This is a genomic window from Vibrio sp. 10N.261.54.E10, assembly GCF_002877735.2.
In the GTDB taxonomy this organism is placed as follows: domain Bacteria; phylum Pseudomonadota; class Gammaproteobacteria; order Enterobacterales; family Vibrionaceae; genus Vibrio; species Vibrio crassostreae_C.
Window position 1 is genome coordinate 369,564 of the sequence record NZ_MCXE02000003.1, and the last position, 23,012, is coordinate 392,575.

The window sequence follows — 23,012 nt, forward strand, 5'->3', positions numbered from 1 at the left end:
ATGTCTCTTCAAACGCATTCAAGGTCTGGTCTTTCTTTGAGTCCACAAAACCCCTTGGGTGTTGTATGGTTAAGCCTCACGGGCAATTAGTACAGGTTAGCTCAATGCCTCGCAGCACTTACACACCCTGCCTATCAACGTCGTAGTCTACGACAACCCTTTAGGACACTTATAGTGCCAGGGAAAACTCATCTCAAGGCTCGCTTCCCGCTTAGATGCTTTCAGCGGTTATCGATTCCGAACTTAGCTACCGGGCAATGCCATTGGCATGACAACCCGAACACCAGAGGTTCGTCCACTCCGGTCCTCTCGTACTAGGAGCAGCCCCTTTCAATTTTCCAACGCCCACGGCAGATAGGGACCGAACTGTCTCACGACGTTCTAAACCCAGCTCGCGTACCACTTTAAATGGCGAACAGCCATACCCTTGGGACCGACTTCAGCCCCAGGATGTGATGAGCCGACATCGAGGTGCCAAACACCGCCGTCGATATGAACTCTTGGGCGGTATCAGCCTGTTATCCCCGGAGTACCTTTTATCCGTTGAGCGATGGCCCTTCCATTCAGAACCACCGGATCACTATGACCTGCTTTCGCACCTGCTCGAATTGTCATTCTCGCAGTCAAGCGGGCTTATGCCATTGCACTAACCACACGATGTCCAACCGTGTTTAGCCCACCTTCGTGCTCCTCCGTTACTCTTTGGGAGGAGACCGCCCCAGTCAAACTACCCACCAGGCACTGTCCGTAACCCCGATTCAGGGGCCAACGTTAGAACATCAAAACTACAAGGGTGGTATTTCAAGGACGACTCCATCACATCTAGCGACGCAATTTCATAGTCTCCCACCTATCCTACACATGTAGGTTCAATGTTCAGTGCCAAGCTGTAGTAAAGGTTCACGGGGTCTTTCCGTCTAGCCGCGGGTACACTGCATCTTCACAGCGATTTCAATTTCACTGAGTCTCGGGTGGAGACAGCGTGGCCATCATTACGCCATTCGTGCAGGTCGGAACTTACCCGACAAGGAATTTCGCTACCTTAGGACCGTTATAGTTACGGCCGCCGTTTACCGGGGCTTCGATCAAGAGCTTCGACCGAAGTCTAACCCCATCAATTAACCTTCCGGCACCGGGCAGGCGTCACACCGTATACGTCATCTTACGATTTTGCACAGTGCTGTGTTTTTAATAAACAGTTGCAGCCACCTGGTATCTGCGACTCTCGTCTGCTCCATCCGCAAGGGACTTCACTGATAAGAGCGTACCTTCTCCCGAAGTTACGGTACCATTTTGCCTAGTTCCTTCACCCGAGTTCTCTCAAGCGCCTTGGTATTCTCTACCCGACCACCTGTGTCGGTTTGGGGTACGATTCCTTACAATCTGAAGCTTAGAGGCTTTTCCTGGAAGCATGGCATCAATGACTTCACTACCGTAGTAGCTCGACATCGTATCTCAGCGTTAATAGCGGTCCGGATTTACCTAAACCACCCGCCTACGTACTTGAACCTGGACAACCGTCGCCAGGCCCACCTAGCCTTCTCCGTCCCCCCATCGCAATTGTAAGAAGTACGGGAATATTAACCCGTTTCCCATCGACTACGCCTTTCGGCCTCGCCTTAGGAGTCGACTTACCCTGCCCCGATTAACGTTGGACAGGAACCCTTGGTCTTCCGGCGAGGGAGTTTTTCACTCCCTTTATCGTTACTCATGTCAGCATTCGCACTTCTGATACCTCCAGCAGCCCTTACAGACCACCTTCAACGGCTTACAGAACGCTCCCCTACCCCACATACCCTAAGGTACGTAGCCGCAGCTTCGGTGTATAGCTTAGCCCCGTTACATCTTCCGCGCAGGCCGACTCGACCAGTGAGCTATTACGCTTTCTTTAAATGATGGCTGCTTCTAAGCCAACATCCTGGCTGTCTGAGCCTTCCCACATCGTTTCCCACTTAGCTATACTTTGGGACCTTAGCTGGCGGTCTGGGTTGTTTCCCTCTCCACGACGGACGTTAGCACCCGCCGTGTGTCTCCCGGATAGTACTTACTGGTATTCGGAGTTTGCAAAGGGTTGGTAAGTCGGGATGACCCCCTAGCCTTAACAGTGCTCTACCCCCAGTAGTATTCGTCCGAGGCGCTACCTAAATAGCTTTCGGGGAGAACCAGCTATCTCCAGGTTTGATTGGCCTTTCACCCCTAGCCACAAGTCATCCGCTAATTTTTCAACATTAGTCGGTTCGGTCCTCCAGTTGATGTTACTCAACCTTCAACCTGCCCATGGCTAGATCACCTGGTTTCGGGTCTAATCCTAGCAACTGTACGCCCAGTTAAGACTCGGTTTCCCTACGGCTCCCCTAAACGGTTAACCTTGCTACTAAAATTAAGTCGCTGACCCATTATACAAAAGGTACGCAGTCACACCACGAAGGTGCTCCTACTGCTTGTACGTACACGGTTTCAGGTTCTATTTCACTCCCCTCACAGGGGTTCTTTTCGCCTTTCCCTCACGGTACTGGTTCACTATCGGTCAGTCAGTAGTATTTAGCCTTGGAGGATGGTCCCCCCATATTCAGACAGGATATCACGTGTCCCGCCCTACTCGTTTTCACTGATTATGATGTGTCGGTTACGGGGCTATCACCCTTTGTTGCGAGACTTTCCAGACTCTTCACCTGCATCATTAAAAGCTTAAGGGCTAATCCAATTTCGCTCGCCGCTACTTTCGGAATCTCGGTTGATTTCTCTTCCTCGGGGTACTTAGATGTTTCAGTTCCCCCGGTTTGCCTCCTGTTGCTATGTATTCACAACAGGATACTTACTTATGTAAGTGGGTTTCCCCATTCAGGAATCCCAGACTCAAAAGGTTATTACTACCTAATCTGGGCTTATCGCAAGTTATTACGCCTTTCATCGCCTCTGACTGCCAAGGCATCCACCGTGTACGCTTAGTCACTTAACCATACAACCCGAAAGGGTTTCTATTTGCTTTCACTTTAAAAAGTGAAGACAAATAAGCGTATGGCAACTAACCAAGGTTTTTGGTTGTCATCAAGAAGGGTTAATTCTTGATAACTGTTTGCCGGACTCAATTGTGATTCAAACAAGTTTGAATCGAATACAAGACACTTGAATGTGTTTGTTGTGTTTATCTAATGAAAGATAAACATTGAGAACTTTTAAATTTGATTGAATTACTCGTAAGTAATCAATCAGTCAGCTTTCCAAATTGTTAAAGAGCATGAGACTTTAAGAACAGTGTTCTAAAATTCACATTTTCTAAAGACTCTCAGGGTCAAAGATACCAACCAACGACAAAAGAAGTGGTTTGGATATGTAAATAACCAAGAATATTTAGAGAATGGTGGGCGATACCGGGCTCGAACCAGTGACCCCCTGCTTGTAAGGCAGGTGCTCTCCCAACTGAGCTAATCGCCCACGATAGTTTCTTTTGTCTTCACTTTTAATAAAAGTGAAAATAAAAGCCATCCTTTACGCGGAGAAAGAATGGTGGGTCGTGCAGGATTCGAACCTGCGACCAATTGATTAAAAGTCAACTGCTCTACCAACTGAGCTAACGACCCAATGGTATCCCGTAGGGGAGTCGAACCCCTGTTACCGCCGTGAAAGGGCGGTGTCCTAGGCCTCTAGACGAACGGGACACTGCTAATTTATCTCTACTTTTAAAAGTAGAAACAAACCTTGAAGAACTTGGGAGTTCTTCATCTCTTTGCTTTTCTAAACCTAATCAATCTGTGTGGACACTCATCGTGGTATCTTCGTATAAGGAGGTGATCCAGCCCCAGGTTCCCCTAGGGCTACCTTGTTACGACTTCACCCCAGTCATGAACCACAAAGTGGTGAGCGTCCTCCCCGAAAGGTTAAACTACCCACTTCTTTTGCAGCCCACTCCCATGGTGTGACGGGCGGTGTGTACAAGGCCCGGGAACGTATTCACCGTGACATTCTGATTCACGATTACTAGCGATTCCGACTTCATGGAGTCGAGTTGCAGACTCCAATCCGGACTACGACGCACTTTTTGGGATTCGCTCACTATCGCTAGCTTGCTGCCCTCTGTATGCGCCATTGTAGCACGTGTGTAGCCCTACTCGTAAGGGCCATGATGACTTGACGTCGTCCCCACCTTCCTCCGGTTTATCACCGGCAGTCTCCCTGGAGTTCCCGACATTACTCGCTGGCAAACAAGGATAAGGGTTGCGCTCGTTGCGGGACTTAACCCAACATTTCACAACACGAGCTGACGACAGCCATGCAGCACCTGTCTCAGAGTTCCCGAAGGCACACCTGCGTCTCCGCTGGCTTCTCTGGATGTCAAGAGTAGGTAAGGTTCTTCGCGTTGCATCGAATTAAACCACATGCTCCACCGCTTGTGCGGGCCCCCGTCAATTCATTTGAGTTTTAATCTTGCGACCGTACTCCCCAGGCGGTCTACTTAACGCGTTAGCTCCGAAAGCCACGGCTCAAGGCCACAACCTCCAAGTAGACATCGTTTACGGCGTGGACTACCAGGGTATCTAATCCTGTTTGCTCCCCACGCTTTCGCATCTGAGTGTCAGTATCTGTCCAGGGGGCCGCCTTCGCCACTGGTATTCCTTCAGATCTCTACGCATTTCACCGCTACACCTGAAATTCTACCCCCCTCTACAGTACTCTAGTTCACCAGTTTCAAATGCAGTTCCGAGGTTGAGCCCCGGGCTTTCACATCTGACTTAATGAACCACCTGCATGCGCTTTACGCCCAGTAATTCCGATTAACGCTCGCACCCTCCGTATTACCGCGGCTGCTGGCACGGAGTTAGCCGGTGCTTCTTCTGTTGCTAACGTCAAGAGATAGCGCTATTAACGCTACCCCCTTCCTCACAACTGAAAGTACTTTACAACCCGAAGGCCTTCTTCATACACGCGGCATGGCTGCATCAGGCTTTCGCCCATTGTGCAATATTCCCCACTGCTGCCTCCCGTAGGAGTCTGGACCGTGTCTCAGTTCCAGTGTGGCTGATCATCCTCTCAGACCAGCTAGGGATCGTCGCCTTGGTGAGCCATTACCTCACCAACTAGCTAATCCCACCTAGGCATATCTTGACGCGAGAGGCCCGAAGGTCCCCCTCTTTGGCCCGTAGGCATTATGCGGTATTAGCCATCGTTTCCAATGGTTATCCCCCACATCAAGGCAATTTCCTAGGCATTACTCACCCGTCCGCCGCTCGACGCCCATTAACGCACCCGAAAGATTGTTAGTGTCGTTTCCGCTCGACTTGCATGTGTTAGGCCTGCCGCCAGCGTTCAATCTGAGCCATGATCAAACTCTTCAATTTAAGATTTTGTGACTCAACGAATACTGACTTCAAAACTAATATTTACCGAAGTAAACATGTAATTCTAAAGCTATTACCCCTCTCTTCTTAAATAAATAGGAACAGAATGGTAATGAATTGACTGTGCCGAATAACTACAAGTAGTTAAACGTATTGGTCACTCAGTTCATTGAAATCAATTTTGATTCCGAAGAATCTGTTTTATCTAACGATAAAACGTTTTGATATTCATCAACGAGTGCCCACACAGATTGATAGGTTTAAATTGTTAAAGAGCTTTTCCTTTTTGAGCTTCGCTCAAATCGGACGGCCATTTTAGCGATTTAAGTTTTAGTGTCAACCACTATTTTCAAAACTTTTTTCAAGCGCTTAGCTTGGCTAATTTGACCTGCTGATTCGTTTTGGTTTCTTACGAAGCCATCCCGTGTCAGCGAGGTGGCATTATAGAGATTTCGATCACACTGGCAAGCCCTTTTTGAAGTTTTTCTTACTTTTTTGATTGTTCGAGCGTTTTTTGTTCAAAACACCCCATTTTCACTAGTATTCCTCTTAATTAAGGGCTTAAGGTGCCTATATAAAGGAGGATTTATGAGTTCAATACGCAGTTATAAAGGAATATCCCCTCAGATTGGGCAAGGTGTCTATATAGATACCAGTTCAGTACTGGTTGGTGATATCAAAATCGGTAACGACTCTAGCGTGTGGCCTTTGGTTGCAGCTCGAGGGGATGTGAACCACATTCATATTGGAGAGAGAACGAATATCCAAGATGGTAGTGTCTTGCACGTCACCCATAAGAATGCTGAAAACCCTGACGGTTATCCTCTCTTAATAGGTAATGATGTCACTATCGGGCATAAAGTAATGCTGCATGGCTGCACTATTGAGGATCGTGTACTTGTTGGTATGGGAGCGATCGTGTTGGATGGCGTGATTATCCAAAAAGAAGTGATGATTGGTGCTGGTAGCTTAGTGCCACCAAACAAGGTACTTGAAAGCGGTTACCTCTATGTAGGAAGCCCAGTAAAACAAGCTCGTCCATTAAATGATAAAGAGCGTGCCTTTCTACAGAAGTCTGCAGACAACTACGTTCAGAATAAAAATGACTATCTAGACTCTGTAATTTCAGTCTAAAGCGCTTTGATCTGAATCCGATTAGAGGAGTCATACTCCTCTTCTTCTATTAACTCTTCCGCTAGCTCTTCAATATCGAAACGTAACTCTGAAAAGATAACTAAAGCTTGATCGCCTTCTTCTATATCTTTACCTGCCAATCGTGATAATTCCTCAATAGACATGACACATTCAATCAATGCGCCCGACTGTTGTGCTGGGAACGTGATTGTTCGGCTCTCTTCATCCCAATCTTGGATATCAGGAAATAGAATTGATTGATTCATTTTTTATAAACACCCCATTACATCTCTAGATTTTTACGTAATTCTCTTAAAATCTGTTTTGTTCCCGGACGAAGACCACGCCAAAGCATAAAGCTTTCTGCTGCCTGCCCCACTAGCATACCCAAACCATCATAAGCAGCATGAACACCATTATCTAATGCCCATTGATTGAATACCGTCGTTCCAGATCCATAAACCATGTCATAAACGGCGCTAGTAGAATTGAAAATCACCTCAGACACTTCAGGAAGCTGCCCGCTTAGACCAGATGAGGTAGAGTTAATAATGACATCAAAGCCTTCATTAACATCACTTAGCCCCATCCCCTTGATGTTGCCATGCGACGAAAACATCTCAGCCAGAAGTTCAGCCTTGGAGCTGGTTCGATTAGCGACCACCAGCTGTTGTGGCTTTTGGTCGAGAAGAGGTTGAATCACTCCTCTCGCAGCACCACCAGCGCCAAGAAGAAGAACACGTGCTCCTTTTAGCGTGACTTGATGTTGAAGCAGGTCTTGAACTAAGCCCTCACCATCGGTGTTATCACCAATGATCTCTCCATCATCTAACTTCTTAAGGGTATTTACGGCACCAGCTAGTTCAGCTCTCTCAGTTAGGCGATTGGCAAACTGATACGCATCTTCTTTAAAAGGTGCTGTGACGTTACATCCTCGACCACCTTCACTGAAAAATGTTTTGGCCGCAGTGATAAATTCACCATGCTCTGGCTGTAATGCTGTATAGGTAAGTTGTTGTCTGGTTTGGCGAGCAAATAATGTGTGAATGAATGGCGATTTGCTTTGCCCAATAGGGTTACCGAAAACGGCATAACGATCTACTTGCTGTGTCATATCCTTACCTAACAGAAATAAAAAAGGGTCATCTATATAGATGACCCTATCACTATCCCTATAAGGAAGGAAGAACTACCAAACTCGAGGCTTTAGGTAGTCGCTATAAAGCAGAGCTTCTGGTGAGCCCGCTTGTGGTTCATAGCGATATTCCCAACGAACCAACGGCGGCATCGACATCAATATAGACTCTGTGCGACCACCACTTTGCAGGCCAAATAAGGTGCCACGGTCGTAAACTAGGTTAAATTCAACATAGCGACCACGACGATAAAGTTGGAAGTCACGCTCGCGCTCACCGTAAGACGTCTCTTTACGTCGTTCTACAATGGGTAGATAGGCGGCTGCAAAGCCTTCACCGACAGCCTGCATATAAGCAAAACTCTTATCGAAACCCCACTCATTAAGATCATCAAAGAACAGACCACCCACACCGCGTGTTTCGTCTCGGTGAGGCAGGTAGAAGTATTTATCACACCACTCTTTATGTTCTTGATAAACATCATCACCAAACGGCGCACAAAGATCTTTAGCGGTTTGATGCCAAGATTGGCAGTCTTCATCGAAAGGATAAAATGGCGTTAAGTCAAAACCGCCACCAAACCACCAAATCGGGTCTTCCCCTTCTTTTTCCGCAATAAAGAATCGTACGTTGGCGTGTGAGGTTGGGATATATGGGTTTTTAGGGTGGATAACTAATGAAACCCCCATCGCCTCAAACTTACGTCCAGCTAATTCAGGGCGATGAGCCGTGGCTGAGGCAGGCATTGCCTTACCCGCTACGTGAGAGAAGTTAACTCCACCCTGTTCAAATAAAGCACCATTGGTCATCACGCGAGTACGACCACCGCCACCTAGACGATCGCCAGGTTCTCGCTCCCATGCATCTTCTTCAAACAACGCTACACCATCAGCTTGCTCAAGCTGCTGGCAAATCGAATCTTGTAGGCTCAGTAAAAACTGCTTTACTGCTTCTTTATCAATTGCTGACATCTTACTTCCTTTGCAGGGTTTAACCCTGTCTTAATATTTTCGACGTTTTTGCATCTCTAATTTCGCTTGGCTTCTCACGGCCACCCGTTTGGCCTTCTAGAATCGCGACTAAGTGTTGACCCAGTTGCTGTTGAACTTCTTCAGTCGTCATACAAGGCGGCTCGCCAGTCAGGTTGGCACTGGTAGAGGTTAACGGCTTGCCGAACTCATTACACATTCTTTGAACCAAAGGGTGATCCGTCACTCGTACCGCGATGGAATCAAACTGGCCGCTGACCCAGTCAGTAACTTTGCTGCTGGTTGGCATAATCCAAGTGACCGGACCTGGCCATGTCGCTTTCACTGTTACCAACTGTTCTTCCGTCAACTGGCTTTCATCAATATAAGGAAGCAGCTGCTCGTAACTTGCAGCAATCAAGATCAAGCCCTTTTCAACTGGACGCTGTTTTAACTCGAGTAATTTCTTGATGGCATGTGGATTATCAGGATCACAACCAACCCCAAAAACGCCTTCGGTCGGGTAAGCAATGACTTCACCTTGTTGTAATGCCTGCAATGTATGTTGAAAGTTATCCACGGGTTGCCTCATTAAGTCAGTTATCGAACTCGCTAAGTGTACAAATTATCATTCACTGTGACTAAAGCTATTTGTTTATAAAATGTATCAATTAACAACTTAGACTGACGCAAACGTTTTCCTTAAGTAATTTTACCCGTATAATGCGCGCAAAATATCTAATCACTAATTAAATCGTACCTGAAGGAGTTTGAGATGACTGTCGGTATTATCATGGGTTCTAAATCTGATTGGCCAACAATGAAGCTAGCTGCAGAAATGTTGGATCAGTTTGGCGTGGCGTACGAAACAAAAGTGGTTTCTGCTCACCGCACACCTCAGTTGCTTGCAGACTACGCAACCAGTGCGAAAGAGCGCGGTATTAAAGTAATTATTGCTGGTGCTGGCGGTGCAGCGCACCTTCCGGGCATGGCTGCTGCTTTCACAAGCGTACCAGTTCTGGGTGTTCCAGTTCAGTCTAAAGCACTGAAAGGCATGGACTCTCTGCTTTCTATCGTGCAGATGCCAAAAGGTATCGCGGTAGGTACTTTGGCTATCGGTGAAGCTGGCGCTGCCAATGCAGGCATCCTAGCGGCTCAAATCATTGGTACACACAATGAAGAAGTAATGGCAAAAGTAGAAGCATTCCGTTCTGAGCAAACAGAAACGGTTTTGGCTAATCCAAACCCTGCAGAGGACTAATTTCCATGCATGTTCTTGTGTTAGGCGCGGGCCAACTTGCTCGCATGATGTCCCTAGCTGGGGCACCGCTGAATATTGAAATTTCTGCTTTTGATGTTGGCAGCAAAAATATTGTTCACCCATTAACGCAAGCGATTCTAGGTAACGGCTTAGAAAATGCGATTGAGCGTGCGGACGTCATTACTGCTGAATTCGAACATATTCCTCACGATGTACTTGAGGTGTGTGAGCGCAGCGGTAAGTTCTTACCGACAACAGAAGCAATCAAAGCTGGCGGTGACCGTCGTCTTGAAAAAGCCCTGTTAGACGAAGCGAACGTGAAGAATGCTAAGTACTACGTGGTTAACTCTCGCGAAGACTTTGACGCTGCAATTGCTCACGTTGGCTTACCAATGGTGTTGAAGAGCACACTTGGCGGCTACGACGGCAAGGGCCAATGGCGCTTAAAGACATTAGACAATGTTGACGCGACTTGGGCAGAAATGGCTGAGTGCATTACCGCGACCGACAACCAAGCGATTGTGGCTGAAGAGTTTGTTCCGTTTGACCGCGAAGTATCACTGGTTGGTGCTCGTGATACCAATGGCGAGGTTCAAGTGTATCCACTGGCTGAGAATGTTCACACCGACGGCGTGTTGAGCTTATCGACAGCGATTGATGACATTGAACTGCAAGAGCAAGCTAAAGCCATGTTCACTGCCATTGCTGAGCGTTTAGATTACGTTGGCGTGCTAGCACTTGAGTTCTTTGATGTTCAAGGTTCACTGCTTGTTAATGAGATTGCACCACGTGTTCATAACTCGGGCCACTGGACGCAACAAGGCGCAGAGACTTGTCAGTTTGAAAACCACCTACGTGCAGTGTGTGGCATGCCACTAGGTAGCACTAAACTGATTCGTCCAACCGCAATGATCAACATTCTTGGCGAAGATACTCTTCCTGAGGCTATTCTTGCTCAAGGTGGTTGTCATGTTCATTGGTATGGCAAAGAAAAGCGTGCAGGTCGCAAGATGGGTCACATTAACGTGAGCGCTGACTACAACGCAGAATTACAAAGAGCTTTGTGCTCATTGGCTGAGATTCTTGATAAGCAAGCCTACCCTGCTGTGCATGAGTTTGCTGAGCAGATGAAGTAAGCCTACATTGGCTTATTGATATAAAAAGTTTATTGGATACAAAAACGGCGCTCAGTGAGCGCCGTTTTTTTGTGTCTATAATATCGAGTTATTGAGATTGAATGTGGTGACACTTGCGATCAGCGCATTGCTTCTTGGTACCACTGGCTGTTTTCTTCTCAAGTAACAACGGGAACTGGCACTGTTCACAACGACCTATAACAGGTGGCTGATTAACGGCGAACTTACACTTAGGGTAGTTATCACACGCATAGAAGGTTTTGCCATAGCGAGATTTACGCTCAACCAAGTGGCCTCGACCACACTCAGGGCAGGCAACAAGTGGCTGCTCTTCAGGTTGTTCTTTCGGTTGGTCCAAAGATTCGATGTGATTACACTCTGGATAACTGCTACAGCCAATGAACATCCCAAAGCGACCTTGCCTTAATACCAATTCGTTTTGGCATTTAGGACACGGAACGCCCAGCTCTTTCACCACATGACCATCATTTTGATGAAGAGGCTTGATGTAATCACAGCTCGGATACTGCTTACAGCCTAAAAATGGGCCGTGCTTACCATGGCGAAGCTGAAGCTCTCCACCGCACTGTGGACATGGTTCATGCTCTAATGCATGTTCATGTGCTGAAAAAAGCTGATTATCAATCTTACTACTCATGACAAGCCTGTATTAATGCAAGATACCTTGCTCTTTGGTGTACAACAGCTCTTCCATTTGCGTGTAAGCACTTTCATTACCCGGCACATTAAATAGCACCATTAAGATAATCCATTTCAGATCATCCAATTCAAATTCGTTTGTCTCAAGCCCCATCACACGATCAATCACCATTTCACGAATCTCTGTCGTGAGCACGTTGATCTGCTCTAGGAATAGTAGGAAACCTCGACACTCCATATTAATACGTGAAATCTCTCGACTGGTATAAACACGCATCGAGGTATTAGAGCACATAGTAATCGCCGCTTGGTTATCGGTATCTTGCAGTGCCGCAAGATCTTCTAACCAATGGAGGGCCTTATAAATATCATCTTGGTGAAACCCTGCTCGCAGAAGTTCATCTTCCAGTTCGTCTTGATCCACCTGCAATTCAGAATCGCTATGGATGTAGGTTTCAAACAAGTACATCAGTATGTCCATCATCATAGCTAGCCTCTCCCCTTTCGAATATAGCCACCGGAAACTGCAACAACATGCCCTGAGAGCTCAAGCTCTAAAAGCTGCATCATGACCTCATGCACAGGTATATGGGTTCTCTGTGCTAAAATATCAACGGGTGTCGCCTCTAATCCTACGTTAGCTAACAGCTGTGGAAATGGCAATTGTTCATTTTCTTCCAAGCTTGGCGCAGGTTCGAATAAATTAGGCTGTTGATCTATAGACCAGTCTAACAGACTCTTTATTTCAACCAATACATCTTGAGCACTCTGTACCAAGCAAGCACCGGCTTTAATTAAGTTATTGCCTCCACGGCTCGTTGGACTATGAATAGAACCTGGAAGCGCAAATACTTCACGTCCTTGCTCCAAAGCATAGCGAGCGGTAATTAGTGAACCACTCTTCTCAGCCGCCTCGATTACCAAGGTTCCTAACGATAAACCACTAATAATACGATTGCGACGCGGGAAATGTTCAGGTCGCGGTTTGGCACTTGGACGAAACTCTGAAATTAGCGCCCCACTTTCACATATCCTAGCCGCGAGGTTTCTGTGTCTTACAGGATAAATAGAATCCAAGCCTGAGCCCAATACAGCAAAGGTTTCGCCTCCTTTATCTAGTGCGCCATCATGGGCATAACCATCAATACCAAGCGCTAAGCCGCTAGTGACAATCAAACCATTTTGTACAAACTCTTTAGCGAATGATTTCGCCGTCTGTAGACCTTCGATACTGGCATTACGGCTGCCAACCATCGCGATTTGAGGTTCAATCAGCTTTTCAACGTTACCTCTAACGAAAAGCACAGTAGGCGCCGAAGCAATCTCACTCAGCAATTTAGGATAATGTGGGCAACTCGGAGTCAGGATGTGATGGTTGGATTGTTTAGCTCGCCAAGCGAGACAAGCCTCTACCTCTCTTGGGGCCTGTTCTCTTAGATAGGAGATTTGTTTGGTTGATAAACCCAATGCTTGCAGCTGTTGCCCTGAGTAACCAACAATATTTAAAGGAGAATCAACACTCAGCAGGCGAGCAAGACGCTTTCCACCCAGTTGCGGAATATAACTTAACGTTAACCAAGCGATCAGTTGCTCTTCATTCACTCGCTTCCCTCTTCTGTCACTGCAAGGTCCAAAGGCGATACCGCCACAATGTCATTACTTACTGGCTTTGAACTTTGAGTGATCAACGCGAGGCTAAAATACTCATAAGGACGAATGACCATCAAGCTACCGAGCGAGGTACTTGGTAGCTGCACTTTATTACTCGCCGCAGACTCTTTATAGCTGTATTCACCCTGCTTACCAAACACCACAGCACCGCTTTCACTGAGGGTAAACATAGAACCTTGGCGAAGGTTATCCTGTGAACCTTTGTTGATCACCACTACCTGATTCTTCGCGCTGTACTGGCTGCCATCTAATGAGCCCAAGATATTAGCAAACTGACCTGCCGCACTAGGTGCAGGATAAAACGTGGTAGAGAGCTTCACCTGATCAACACCAAGTTCTGGTAGCACAAGGTCATTAAGCAGCACCTCTTGCAGCTGAGTGTCTATCTGCAAGCTGCTGAACTCAGCATCCACCTCTTTTAAGCGCGCAGTGGCGACCAGTCGCAAAGAGGTAATACTCGCTTGGGGTTGCTGCCGTTGGTAGGTTTCAACTGCGCGGTAGATACCCCACTTTTGATGTTGTTGGTTACCTGAGATAAACAACCGGTCTGCACCCGATAAGAAACGTTTACCATCACTGGTTCCTAATACTCGTTGTGCCGATTCGATATCTTGCTGCTCTACCAAGCGATCAGACTGTAAATAAGGTAGAACCAGTCCCTCGTTGACGGTAGGTACTGCTTTCTTCTCAGAAACACGAATCTTAGGGCTGAGTTTGATAACAGGCTTGAGGCTCAAGACAGGTTCACCATTAATCCAAACCAACGACAGTTTGTCTCCGGGATAAATAAGGTGAGGATTTTCTATCTCAGGGTTTACCTGCCATAACCTTGGCCACAACCACGGGCTATCAAGATACATCGCAGATATATCCCATAAGGTATCGCCCTTTACCACCACATACGCCTCAGGTGCGCCCTGCTTAATGGTTAAAGGTTGAGCGCTATTTTCAGCCGTAGCGGCGAACGAAAGCGAGGCACAAACAAGAGAAAAAATGGGAGAAAAATGACGCATGACCTAGGTTCCTTGGTCTGAATATATGACATCTGATTTGAGAATTACCTTCAGGATGCTGTCATTTGACCTCTAAAATGTCTAGAATTGAGCCAACAAGGTTTAAGCTGTTTCGGCACAGTTCAATATTTCGAGTGTATATGTCTGTATTACAAGTATTAACATTACCAGATGATCGTCTACGTACCGTGGCGAAACCGGTAAAAGAAGTTACCCCAGAGATTCAAAAGTTCGTTGATGACATGATTGAAACCATGTACGACGAAGAAGGTATCGGCCTTGCGGCAACGCAAGTAGATTTCCATCAACGCATCGTTGTTATCGATATTTCAGAAACACGTGATGAGCCAATGGTGCTTATCAACCCTGAAATTACTGAGAAGCGCGGCGAAGATGGAATCGAAGAAGGCTGCCTATCTGTACCAGGCGCTCGAGCTCTAGTACCTCGCGCTGCAGAAGTAACGGTTAAAGCACTAGACCGTGACGGCAACGAATTCACATTCGACGCTGACGACCTTCTGGCTATCTGTGTTCAGCACGAACTTGACCACCTAGAAGGCAAGTTGTTTGTTGATTACCTATCGCCACTAAAGCGTAAACGTATCCAAGATAAGCTAGCGAAGATTAAACGTTTCAACGAGAAACAAGGTTAATAACCGCTGCTATTACTAAATTAGAAGGAAGCCTACCTTGAGTCAGTCTTTAAGAATTGTCTTTGCAGGTACTCCGGATTTCGCCGCCCGTCACTTGGCGGCGTTGTTGTCTTCGGAGCATGAAGTTGTTGCTGTTTACACACAGCCAGATCGCCCAGCAGGCCGCGGTAAAAAACTCACTGCGAGCCCAGTAAAAAACATCGCACTTGAAAACAATATTCCGGTTTACCAACCAGAAAACTTCAAGTCAGATGAGGCTAAGCAAGAGCTAGCTGAATTGAACGCTGACATCATGGTTGTTGTCGCTTACGGCTTATTGCTTCCGCAGGTTGTATTAGATACGCCTCGCTTAGGTTGTATCAACGTACATGGCTCTATCCTACCGCGCTGGCGTGGTGCTGCTCCGATTCAACGCTCTATTTGGGCAGGTGATAAAGAGACAGGCGTGACGATCATGCAGATGGATATCGGCCTAGATACTGGCGACATGCTAAGCATCGCAACGCTGCCTATCGAAGCGACAGATACCAGCGCATCAATGTACGAGAAGTTAGCGGGCCTTGGCCCTGACGCGCTTGTTGAATGTCTAGCGGACATCGCTTCTGGCAAAGCAGTTGCAGAAAAGCAAGACGATGAGCTTGCGAACTACGCGAAGAAGCTAAGCAAAGAAGAAGCGCGTATCAACTGGAGTGATGAAGCTGCGCATATTGAACGCTGCGTTCGTGCCTTCAACCCATGGCCAATGAGCCACTTTGAAGCTGCTGAGAACAGCATCAAAGTATGGCAAAGCCGTGTGGCAGAGCAAACTTCTGATAAGCCTTCAGGTACAATTCTGCAAGCGGATAAAACTGGTATCTACGTAGCGACAGGACAAGGCGTACTTGTTCTTGAACAGCTACAAGTTCCAGGTAAGAAAGCCATGTCAGTTCAGGATATCTTGAACTCACGTGCAAGCTGGTTTGAAGTTGGTACTCAACTTTCTTAATCCGCTTTTAAAGCTGTTAATTACACAGCTTAGAAAACCTTTACGAGGGCAGAGATGTCCTCATGTATTCAAATAAATATTCGGTACCCCTCATGAATGTTCGCGCTGCTGCTGCAAATGTCCTATTCCAAGTTGTCGATAAAGGCCACTCTCTTTCACACGCTCTCCCTGCGGCTCAAAAAACGATCCGTCCGCGAGACCATGCTCTACTGCAAGAGATTTGCTACGGCGCACTTCGTTATCTGCCTCGTTTAGAGTCAATCGCTAACGAACTGATGGAAAACCCGCTTAAAGGTAAAAAGCGTGTATTCCACCACCTAATCTTGGTGGGCATTTACCAACTAAGCTTCATGCGTATCCCTTCGCATGCCGCGGTTGCTGAAACGGTTGAGGGTACTAAGACACTGCGCGGTCCAAGCCTGAGTGGTTTGATCAACGCTGTGTTACGTAGCTACCTACGTGACCAAGAAGAACTAGACGAGAAAGCCGTTAGTCACAATGCAGGCAAATACAGCCACCCAAGCTGGATTCTAAAAATGCTTCAAGAGAGCTACCCAGATCAATGGGAGCAACTGGTTGAAGCAAACAACAGTAAGGCACCAATGTGGCTGCGCGTTAACCGCCAACACCACACTCGTGACGAGTATGTTGAACTGCTTAAAAACGAAAACATTGAATACACATTGCACCCAGAAGCAGCTGATGCCATAAAATTAGCTGCACCTTGTGATGTTACTTTGCTTCCTGGCTTCGACAGGGGTTGGGTATCAGTGCAAGATGCTGCCGCTCAGCTTTCGGTTGATTACCTAACACCAAAAGATGGTGAGCTGATCTTAGATTGTTGTGCTGCACCAGGTGGTAAAACGGCACATATTCTTGAGCACACTCAAGATACTGAAGTGGTTGCGATTGACTGCGACATCAAACGTCTAGACCGTGTTTACGATAACCTTGAGCGCCTACAACTGCGTGCCGACGTAATTTGTGGTGATGCTCGCTACCCTGAAGAGTGGTGGATGGGCGATAAGTTCGACCGTATCCTACTTGATGCACCTTGTTCAGCGACTGGCGTAATTCGCCGTCACCCTGACATCAAGTGGCTACGTCGTGCATCTGACATTGATGCGCTGGCTGAACTGCAAAGCGAAATTATGGATGCAATGTGGCGTCAGCTGAAAGAAGGCGGCACCATGGTTTATGCGACATGTTCTATCACGCCGCAAGAAAACGTGCTGCAAGTGAAAGCATTCCTAGCACGTACTGAAAACGCAACGCTGGTTGGGTCTGATATCGAAAATCCGGGTCGTCAAATACTACCTGGAGAAGAAGATATGGATGGCTTCTACTACGCAGTTCTAGTAAAACAGGCATAACAACTAACAGCGGCTAAGAATTTATTTCTTAGCCGCTGTTTCTTTCTAGTGCATTATCAAAACAAAGTTAGATAACTAGAATTACCACGGTAAAGAAAAGAGAAAGGCTATGAAGATCATTATCCTAGGTGCTGGACAAGTTGGCGGTACCCTTGCTGAAAACCTGGTTGGTGAAAACAACGACATCACCATTGTCGACCGTAATGCTGACCGACTTCGTGAACTTCAGGATAAGTACGACCTTAGGGTTGTAAACGGTTATGCCAGCCACCCAAACACACTACGTGAAGCGGGTGCGCAAGATGCCGACATGTTGGTTGCCGTAACTAACATGGATGAAACCAACATGGCTGCGTGTCAGGTTGCTTTCTCTCTTTTCAATACGCCGAACCGAATTGCTCGTATTCGTTCTCCTCAATACCTAGAAGAGAAAGAAGCGCTATTCAAATCAGGTGCCATCCCAGTCGATCACCTGATCGCACCCGAAGAACTAGTGACCAGCTACATCGAGCGCCTGATTCAATACCCAGGCGCACTGCAGGTTGTGAGCTTTGCTGAACAGAAGGTTAGCCTAGTAGCAGTAAAAGCCTACTACGGTGGTCCACTGGTGGGTAACGCACTGTCTGCTTTGCGTGAGCACATGCCGCACATTGATACCCGTGTTGCCGCTATTTTCCGTCAAGGTCGCCCTATTCGCCCACAAGGCACCACCATCATTGAAGCCGATGATGAGGTTTTCTTTGTGGCAGCGAGTAACCATATCCGCTCAGTAATGAGTGAGCTACAACGCCTAGAGAAACCGTACCGCCGCATCATGATTGTCGGTGGTGGTAACATTGGTGCAAGCTTGGCAAAACGCCTTGAGCAGAGCTACAGCATCAAGCTTATCGAGCGCAGCTACACTCGTGCCGAAAAGCTGTCTGAAGAATTAGAAAACACCATCGTCTTCTGTGGCGATGCGGCAGACCAAGAGCTGCTAACCGAAGAGAACATCGATCAAGTGGACGTGTTCATTGCCCTAACCAATGAAGATGAAACCAACATCATGTCAGCAATGCTGGCGAAGCGAATGGGTGCCAAGAAGGTAATGGTACTGATTCAGCGTGGTGCTTACGTAGACCTTGTTCAGGGTGGCGTGATTGATATTGCTATCTCTCCACAGCAAGCGACCATTTCTGCGCTGCTTACTCACGTTCGTCGTGCTGATATTGTTAACGTATCATCTCTACGTCGCGGCGCTGCGGAGGCGATCGAAGCCATTGCTCACGGTGACGAAACCACATCGAAAGTGGTTGGCCGAGCGATTGGCGACATCAAGCTACCACCGGGCACCACTATTGGTGCGATTGTTCGCGGAGAAGAAGTACTTATCGCGCACGATAGAACCGTAATCGAACAAGATGACCACGTAGTGATGTTCCTAGTGGACAAGAAATACGTACCTGATGTTGAGTCTCTATTCCAACCGAGCCCGTTCTTCTTATAGCCTTGTTCTCGTAAGTATCTTCTCGCAACCTTCTTCTTGTGAGAACGACGCTCCGGCACAAAGCTGTAATCAATTAAAGCTATGGTCTATTAAGCTATGGTCAACTTTCGTCCGATATTATTAGTGATAGGGTTAGTGTTATCAAAACTCGCCCTTTTCATGTACATCCCCACATTGGTTGCCTTTTTCACAGGCACCGGTGGCTTCCTCGAGTTTGGTCAATCGGTAGTGATCACGCACATTGTGGCGTTCATCTGCTTGAGCTTAGGGCGCTCCGCTAAGTTCCGACTTGGGGTGCGGGACATGTTCCTGATCACCTCTCTGGTATGGACGATAGCCAGTGCCTTTGCTGCACTGCCGTTTGTCTTCATCAACCACATCAGCTTCACTGACGCCTATTTTGAAACCATGTCTGGTATCACCACAACAGGCTCAACCGTATTAAGCGGCTTAGACAGCATGGCACCAAGCATTCTGTTGTGGCGTTCTATATTGCAATGGTTAGGTGGCATCGGCTTCATCGTTATGGCGGTAGCGGTTCTGCCAATGCTCAACGTCGGTGGTATGCGCCTGTTCCAAACCGAATCATCCGACTGGTCAGATAAAAGCAGCCCACGAGCAAAAACGGTCGCGAAGAACATCGTGGCGGTTTATCTGGTTCTGACTGGCTTGTGCATCATTAGCTATCTCTTTGCAGGCATGGGCATCTTTGACGCGATCAATCATGCCTTCACAACACTGTCTACGGGTGGTTACTCAACATCAGATGGCTCGATGAACCACTTCTCTAACAGTGCTCACTGGGTGGGAACCCTGTTCATGTTCCTTGGTGGTCTGCCGTTCCTACTGTTCGTTAGCGCACTGCGTGGCAGAAAACTCTCAATCCTCTACAAAGACGCGCAAGTGAGAGGCTTCACCTATCTATTCTTAGTCACCAGTGCCGTGATATCGACATGGTTGGTGGTTAGAGATGGCTACACGGTCATGGATGCGATGCGTGTTTCGATGTTCAATATTGTGTCAGTCGTAACCACAACCGGTTTTGGCTTAGAAGATTTCACCGCGTGGGGCGCTTTGCCTACCACGCTGTTTGCCTTTTTAATGATGGCGGGCGCGTGCTCAGGTTCAACCTCTGGTGGTATCAAGATCTTCCGCTTCCAGATCGCGATGACCATGCTTCATAAGCAGATGATGAAACTGATTCACCCGTCGGGCGTGTTTGTTCAACGCTACAATCAGCGACCGGTGAATGACGATATTGTGCGTTCACTAGTCGCATTTGGTTTGATGTTCTTTATTACGATTATCTTAATTGCAGGTGGCTTGAGCGCGATGGGGCTTGATCCCGTGACCAGTATATCTGGCGCTATCACAGCCGTTGCCAACGTTGGTCCTGGTATGGGCAGCGTTATCGGTCCAACCGGGAACTTTGCTCCACTGCCCGACGCCGCTAAATGGTTGCTAAGCTTAGGAATGCTGATGGGGCGACTCGAGATATTGACGCTCATTGTTCTATTTTTCCCAGCCTTTTGGCGACGTTAACCAAGCACAAAATCAAGGAAACACAGATGAAATCATACGTACTTCTCGCTAGCGCATTGCTCGCAAACTCAGTATTCGTAAGTTCTGCCTTTGCTGATAAAATGGTCACCTTGCCTGATGGCAAGCAAGTGTTACTCAAAGATGATTTTACTTGGCAATACGTGGCACCAAAGCAAACGGAAGCAGCAACGACAACATCAGAGACTGCAGTGCCTGTCGTAGCCGTACCTGTCGCAACGAACACGCGTGGCACTACGATTGTGGTTAATAGTAAAAAGCCAAGCTTACAGCTGTCTCAGTCAGGAGTGGATGTTGTACTGGGTGCAAGTCGCTATGAAGATGGTGAGCTTATCATTCCGACAGCCATCACTAACCAAGGCACTCAAGCGGTCATTTTGGTATCACTTAACATCAGCGTATTTACTGCAGAAGGTGAGTTGTTGGCAGAAGAAGAAGTTGCTGTGTGGAAATCAATCAAACGAATGGCCGACACATACCTACGACCAAAGACGGGTGAAGAAGGCAAGCTCATCAAGCTCGACCTAGAACAACACCCTGAATATCAGATTAAAGCTGAGATTACTGAGGTACTGGCTCGCTAAACCGGAGTCACGTACAAATAAATAGCGAAGAAATGGCAAGCGCAGCCCGCCAACACAAACAAATGCCAGATGGCATGATTGTAAGGGATGCGTTTTGCCACATAGAAAATCACACCCAACGAGTAAATCACGCCACCGAGTGCTAGTAGCACCAAACCACCCATCTCGATATTCATCGCCAGTTGATAAACCACAATCAGCGATAACCAACCCATCGCCAAGTAAGTCACCAATGACAAACGCTTAAATCGGTAGACGAAGGCAATCTTCATAATGATTCCGACTAGCGCGATACCCCAAATCACTGCCATCAAACCCATCGCCAATGGTGTTCTTAAACTCACCAATAAAAATGGCGTGTAACTGCCAGCGATCAATAAGTAGATCGCACAGTGATCGAGAGTTTTCAGTAATCGCTTGGTCTTTTCTGTGGTGATCGAGTGATAAAGCGTGGAAGCGAGAAAGAGTAGGATAATACTGCTGCCATATACCGCCATACTCGCAATAGTCAGTATGTCGGCTTGATGGTCAAACGCACGAATCAGCAGCAGGATTAAACCAACCACGCCAAGCACAACACCCAAGCCATGGGTTATCGCATTGGCGCGTTCTTCGATGTCACTGTATTCGCTCGCCGATGATGCAGACATGATTATCCTACTAGAGTAAATGTTCGATTTGCCTAGTATTGCACATTAAGCTTACACGTGTAAGCTTAAATTTTTATGACATCTTTTATGACATTAATAACGCCTAAACGGTGTGATGAAGCTAAGGTCTCTAAAGCTACAGAACCAAAGAGCTAACTAAGATGCGTTGTCTAGATACTCAAGTACCATCTTGCCCGCATCTTGTGGTGACGTATCCAATGGCACACTCAATTGACGCTGCAGTTGGCCAATGCCTAACAAGCTCGCCAACATGCCTTTTGCACCATCGCGATTACGGTCTATCTCAAACCACAACTTAAGCTCGGTTTCATCACGATGAGCAACCACTTCCAGTTCACGCCAGCGGCCATGATATGGACCAGTGGTAGGGACAAACTCAAACTCTTGAACAAATGGCAGTTCAAAGCCCTCTACTGCTTCGCACTCAACTTGGCGAATGCGTAAACCTTGAGCTTCTAGTTCATTAAAAATACCATCAAGAAGTGCATCTGGGCGAACCGTTAAAATATCCTTATCCGATGGATCAATCGCCATCGCAATATCGAGCCCGGTTTCTAGCCACACCTTTGAATCACCAATCGTGACAGGTGTGTTCAGCGGGACATCAAACTCACATTCAAAATCACGGGTTTCACCCGGCTGAATAACAAAGGCATACGGCAGGCTCCATTTGGCCAACGAGTATGTCTGGTGCATTCGACGTGTTTGACCGCCCTCTTGCCTTTGCGAATTCATAGTAATTTCTTTGACGTAACGACAGCACAAGTTGAGATCGATATTGTCGATCTCTTGTGGCTGAGCGCCACCATAGACATGCACAATAATGCTCGCCTTCTTGCCTGGATAAAGCACTTCCTGTTGCAATACAGAATCCACCTTGGCAGATCCAATTCCAAAACTTGCTAACGTTTTCTTTAAGAACGACATATGCACCTCCTTTAAAGCATCATCTTAAGCCTGAAAGAGGTTCAAACTCAAATATACTGCTCACACTATTTTAGCTCTAATATCGTCTATTTATCACTCAGGCGTCGATCGATAACTTAGATAGTGATAATCTAAGCCTTGATATGCATGCATATCATTATCCTGATTTATTCTTCGGATTGGCGAAAGCCAGACGAGTGACGCTTCAAGCAATTGAGGTGGAGCTCATGGTAAATCAGGCCATTAGATTGGCAATGGATATGCCTGACCGTTAGGTAAATTAATGCGCCCAACAGCTGTCAGGTTCTCGCACACCAACCGTAGTGCGATGCGTCGTCGTAGTGGCTTTGTTGCTGCTCCAACGGCTAAGAAATTGGCTCCTACAATGACTCTAGTTGAGAAGACTGCTTTATTAGCACCGACTACAACGAAAGTGATTAAAGCCGCTTAACAAAAAG

At 47.1% G+C, this 23,012-nt stretch carries 20 protein-coding genes, 3 tRNA genes and 2 rRNA genes; 10 read left to right on the forward strand and 15 right to left on the reverse strand.

Annotation, left to right across the window (positions count from 1 at the left end; all coding sequences use genetic code 11):
* Nucleotides 1–65: 65 nt before the first annotated feature.
* The 5 genes from BCU07_RS20610 to BCU07_RS20630 form a co-directional block, all read right to left on the reverse strand.
* Nucleotides 66–2,959 (reverse strand): 23S ribosomal RNA (locus BCU07_RS20610).
* Nucleotides 2,960–3,359: 400 nt separating this feature from the next.
* A tRNA-Val gene (locus tag BCU07_RS20615) sits at nucleotides 3,360–3,435 on the reverse strand.
* Between the two features lie 70 nt (nucleotides 3,436–3,505).
* Nucleotides 3,506–3,581, reverse strand: a tRNA-Lys gene (locus tag BCU07_RS20620).
* A 2-nt stretch (nucleotides 3,582–3,583) separates the two neighbouring features.
* Nucleotides 3,584–3,659, reverse strand: a tRNA-Glu gene (locus BCU07_RS20625).
* A gap of 122 nt (nucleotides 3,660–3,781) precedes the next feature.
* Nucleotides 3,782–5,336, reverse strand: a 16S ribosomal RNA gene (locus BCU07_RS20630).
* The 16S and 23S rRNA genes sit together here with 3 tRNA genes alongside, the layout of an rRNA operon.
* 588 nt (nucleotides 5,337–5,924) lie before the next feature.
* On the opposite strand from BCU07_RS20630, the gene BCU07_RS20635 reads away from it, so the two are divergent.
* Complete coding sequence (locus BCU07_RS20635) at nucleotides 5,925–6,470, forward strand: gamma carbonic anhydrase family protein (RefSeq protein WP_017058763.1); 546 nt, start codon at nucleotides 5,925–5,927, stop codon at nucleotides 6,468–6,470.
* Here BCU07_RS20635 and BCU07_RS20640 read toward each other — a convergent pair.
* The 4 genes from BCU07_RS20640 to BCU07_RS20655 form a co-directional block, all read right to left on the reverse strand.
* Nucleotides 6,467–6,736 (reverse strand): DUF1488 domain-containing protein, encoded by a 270-nt coding sequence (locus BCU07_RS20640; RefSeq protein WP_017058764.1) that lies wholly within the window; start codon nucleotides 6,734–6,736, stop codon nucleotides 6,467–6,469. The two genes, BCU07_RS20635 and BCU07_RS20640, sit on opposite strands and share 4 nt — an antisense overlap.
* Nucleotides 6,737–6,753: 17 nt before the next feature.
* Nucleotides 6,754–7,584 (reverse strand): shikimate dehydrogenase, encoded by an 831-nt coding sequence (gene aroE, locus BCU07_RS20645; RefSeq protein ID WP_102429018.1) that lies wholly within the window; start codon nucleotides 7,582–7,584, stop codon nucleotides 6,754–6,756.
* 75 nt (nucleotides 7,585–7,659) lie between these two features.
* Nucleotides 7,660–8,577 carry an oxygen-dependent coproporphyrinogen oxidase gene (hemF, locus tag BCU07_RS20650; RefSeq protein WP_102429017.1) on the reverse strand — a complete coding sequence of 306 codons (918 nt, stop codon included), beginning with the start codon at nucleotides 8,575–8,577 and terminating at the stop codon, nucleotides 7,660–7,662.
* 19 nt (nucleotides 8,578–8,596) lie between these two features.
* On the reverse strand, nucleotides 8,597–9,154 hold the full coding sequence (locus BCU07_RS20655) for an L-threonylcarbamoyladenylate synthase (protein ID WP_017058767.1): 558 nt from the start codon (nucleotides 9,152–9,154) through the stop codon (nucleotides 8,597–8,599).
* A gap of 195 nt (nucleotides 9,155–9,349) precedes the next feature.
* On the opposite strand from BCU07_RS20655, the gene purE reads away from it, so the two are divergent.
* Nucleotides 9,350–9,835, forward strand: coding sequence for a 5-(carboxyamino)imidazole ribonucleotide mutase (gene purE / locus BCU07_RS20660; RefSeq protein WP_004735777.1), 486 nt, complete (start codon nucleotides 9,350–9,352; stop codon nucleotides 9,833–9,835).
* 5 nt (nucleotides 9,836–9,840) lie between these two features.
* Nucleotides 9,841–10,971 carry a 5-(carboxyamino)imidazole ribonucleotide synthase gene (locus tag BCU07_RS20665; RefSeq protein WP_102321074.1) on the forward strand — a complete coding sequence of 377 codons (1,131 nt, stop codon included), beginning with the start codon at nucleotides 9,841–9,843 and terminating at the stop codon, nucleotides 10,969–10,971.
* A gap of 88 nt (nucleotides 10,972–11,059) precedes the next feature.
* Here the strand turns inward: BCU07_RS20665 and BCU07_RS20670 are convergent, their stop codons facing one another.
* The 4 genes from BCU07_RS20670 to BCU07_RS20685 are packed head-to-tail and all read right to left on the reverse strand — an operon-like array spanning nucleotide 11,060 to nucleotide 14,315.
* A complete protein-coding gene (locus BCU07_RS20670) occupies nucleotides 11,060–11,629 on the reverse strand; it encodes a type I DNA topoisomerase (RefSeq protein WP_017063003.1) in 570 nt (189 codons plus the stop codon).
* A gap of 12 nt (nucleotides 11,630–11,641) precedes the next feature.
* Nucleotides 11,642–12,118 (reverse strand): DUF494 family protein, encoded by a 477-nt coding sequence (locus tag BCU07_RS20675; RefSeq protein ID WP_029235873.1) that lies wholly within the window; start codon nucleotides 12,116–12,118, stop codon nucleotides 11,642–11,644.
* Nucleotides 12,119–12,120: 2 nt separating this feature from the next.
* Nucleotides 12,121–13,233, reverse strand: coding sequence for a DNA-processing protein DprA (gene dprA, locus BCU07_RS20680; protein WP_102429016.1), 1,113 nt, complete (start codon nucleotides 13,231–13,233; stop codon nucleotides 12,121–12,123).
* Nucleotides 13,230–14,315, reverse strand: coding sequence for a LysM peptidoglycan-binding domain-containing protein (locus BCU07_RS20685; protein WP_017063005.1), 1,086 nt, complete (start codon nucleotides 14,313–14,315; stop codon nucleotides 13,230–13,232). The genes dprA and BCU07_RS20685 overlap by 4 nt, the downstream gene beginning before the upstream one ends.
* Before the next feature lie 140 nt (nucleotides 14,316–14,455).
* Here BCU07_RS20685 and def point away from each other — a divergent pair, with 140 nt between their 5' ends.
* The 6 genes from def to BCU07_RS20715 all read left to right on the forward strand — a co-directional run bounded on the left by def (nucleotide 14,456) and on the right by BCU07_RS20715 (nucleotide 20,956).
* The gene (gene def, locus BCU07_RS20690; RefSeq protein WP_017058772.1) at nucleotides 14,456–14,968 is read left to right on the forward strand and encodes a peptide deformylase; all 513 of its coding nucleotides are present in this window, start codon (nucleotides 14,456–14,458) and stop codon (nucleotides 14,966–14,968) included.
* Nucleotides 14,969–15,005: 37 nt separating this feature from the next.
* Entirely contained in the window at nucleotides 15,006–15,953 is a 948-nt protein-coding gene (gene fmt, locus BCU07_RS20695; RefSeq protein ID WP_017063006.1) for a methionyl-tRNA formyltransferase, read from the forward strand.
* A gap of 92 nt (nucleotides 15,954–16,045) precedes the next feature.
* The gene (gene rsmB, locus BCU07_RS20700; protein WP_102429015.1) at nucleotides 16,046–17,326 is read left to right on the forward strand and encodes a 16S rRNA (cytosine(967)-C(5))-methyltransferase RsmB; all 1,281 of its coding nucleotides are present in this window, start codon (nucleotides 16,046–16,048) and stop codon (nucleotides 17,324–17,326) included.
* A 109-nt stretch (nucleotides 17,327–17,435) separates the two neighbouring features.
* Nucleotides 17,436–18,812: a Trk system potassium transporter TrkA gene (gene trkA / locus BCU07_RS20705; protein ID WP_004735766.1), complete on the forward strand. Its 1,377-nt coding sequence runs from the start codon at nucleotides 17,436–17,438 to the stop codon at nucleotides 18,810–18,812.
* Between the two features lie 96 nt (nucleotides 18,813–18,908).
* Nucleotides 18,909–20,354 carry a TrkH family potassium uptake protein gene (locus BCU07_RS20710; RefSeq protein WP_017077319.1) on the forward strand — a complete coding sequence of 482 codons (1,446 nt, stop codon included), beginning with the start codon at nucleotides 18,909–18,911 and terminating at the stop codon, nucleotides 20,352–20,354.
* Between the two features lie 26 nt (nucleotides 20,355–20,380).
* Nucleotides 20,381–20,956, forward strand: a complete 576-nt coding sequence (locus tag BCU07_RS20715; RefSeq protein WP_102429014.1) for a DUF3157 family protein — start codon at nucleotides 20,381–20,383, stop codon at nucleotides 20,954–20,956.
* Here the strand turns inward: BCU07_RS20715 and trhA are convergent.
* Both trhA and BCU07_RS20725 read right to left on the reverse strand, forming a co-directional pair.
* Nucleotides 20,953–21,606, reverse strand: coding sequence for a PAQR family membrane homeostasis protein TrhA (trhA, locus tag BCU07_RS20720; protein ID WP_017063010.1), 654 nt, complete (start codon nucleotides 21,604–21,606; stop codon nucleotides 20,953–20,955). The genes BCU07_RS20715 and trhA overlap by 4 nt on opposite strands.
* A gap of 156 nt (nucleotides 21,607–21,762) precedes the next feature.
* Complete coding sequence (locus BCU07_RS20725) at nucleotides 21,763–22,554, reverse strand: sporulation protein (RefSeq protein WP_017058778.1); 792 nt, start codon at nucleotides 22,552–22,554, stop codon at nucleotides 21,763–21,765.
* Nucleotides 22,555–22,837: 283 nt separating this feature from the next.
* On the opposite strand from BCU07_RS20725, the gene BCU07_RS20730 reads away from it, so the two are divergent.
* Nucleotides 22,838–23,005, forward strand: a complete 168-nt coding sequence (locus BCU07_RS20730) for a hypothetical protein (RefSeq protein ID WP_004739323.1) — start codon at nucleotides 22,838–22,840, stop codon at nucleotides 23,003–23,005.
* Nucleotides 23,006–23,012 lie beyond the last annotated feature (7 nt).

Coding starts and splice junctions, on each gene's coding strand:
- BCU07_RS20635 (WP_017058763.1), top strand. CDS start 5,925: ATGAGTTCAATACGCAGTTATAAAGGAATATCCCCTCAGATTGGGCAA.
- BCU07_RS20640 (WP_017058764.1), bottom strand. CDS start 6,736: ATGAATCAATCAATTCTATTTCCTGATATCCAAGATTGGGATGAAGAG.
- aroE (WP_102429018.1), bottom strand. CDS start 7,584: ATGACACAGCAAGTAGATCGTTATGCCGTTTTCGGTAACCCTATTGGG.
- hemF (WP_102429017.1), bottom strand. CDS start 8,577: ATGTCAGCAATTGATAAAGAAGCAGTAAAGCAGTTTTTACTGAGCCTA.
- purE (WP_004735777.1), top strand. CDS start 9,350: ATGACTGTCGGTATTATCATGGGTTCTAAATCTGATTGGCCAACAATG.
- BCU07_RS20665 (WP_102321074.1), top strand. CDS start 9,841: ATGCATGTTCTTGTGTTAGGCGCGGGCCAACTTGCTCGCATGATGTCC.
- BCU07_RS20670 (WP_017063003.1), bottom strand. CDS start 11,629: ATGAGTAGTAAGATTGATAATCAGCTTTTTTCAGCACATGAACATGCA.
- BCU07_RS20675 (WP_029235873.1), bottom strand. CDS start 12,118: ATGATGATGGACATACTGATGTACTTGTTTGAAACCTACATCCATAGC.
- BCU07_RS20685 (WP_017063005.1), bottom strand. CDS start 14,315: ATGCGTCATTTTTCTCCCATTTTTTCTCTTGTTTGTGCCTCGCTTTCG.
- def (WP_017058772.1), top strand. CDS start 14,456: ATGTCTGTATTACAAGTATTAACATTACCAGATGATCGTCTACGTACC.
- rsmB (WP_102429015.1), top strand. CDS start 16,046: ATGAATGTTCGCGCTGCTGCTGCAAATGTCCTATTCCAAGTTGTCGAT.
- trkA (WP_004735766.1), top strand. CDS start 17,436: ATGAAGATCATTATCCTAGGTGCTGGACAAGTTGGCGGTACCCTTGCT.
- BCU07_RS20710 (WP_017077319.1), top strand. CDS start 18,909: ATGGTCAACTTTCGTCCGATATTATTAGTGATAGGGTTAGTGTTATCA.
- BCU07_RS20715 (WP_102429014.1), top strand. CDS start 20,381: ATGAAATCATACGTACTTCTCGCTAGCGCATTGCTCGCAAACTCAGTA.
- trhA (WP_017063010.1), bottom strand. CDS start 21,606: ATGTCTGCATCATCGGCGAGCGAATACAGTGACATCGAAGAACGCGCC.
- BCU07_RS20725 (WP_017058778.1), bottom strand. CDS start 22,554: ATGTCGTTCTTAAAGAAAACGTTAGCAAGTTTTGGAATTGGATCTGCC.
- BCU07_RS20730 (WP_004739323.1), top strand. CDS start 22,838: ATGCGCCCAACAGCTGTCAGGTTCTCGCACACCAACCGTAGTGCGATG.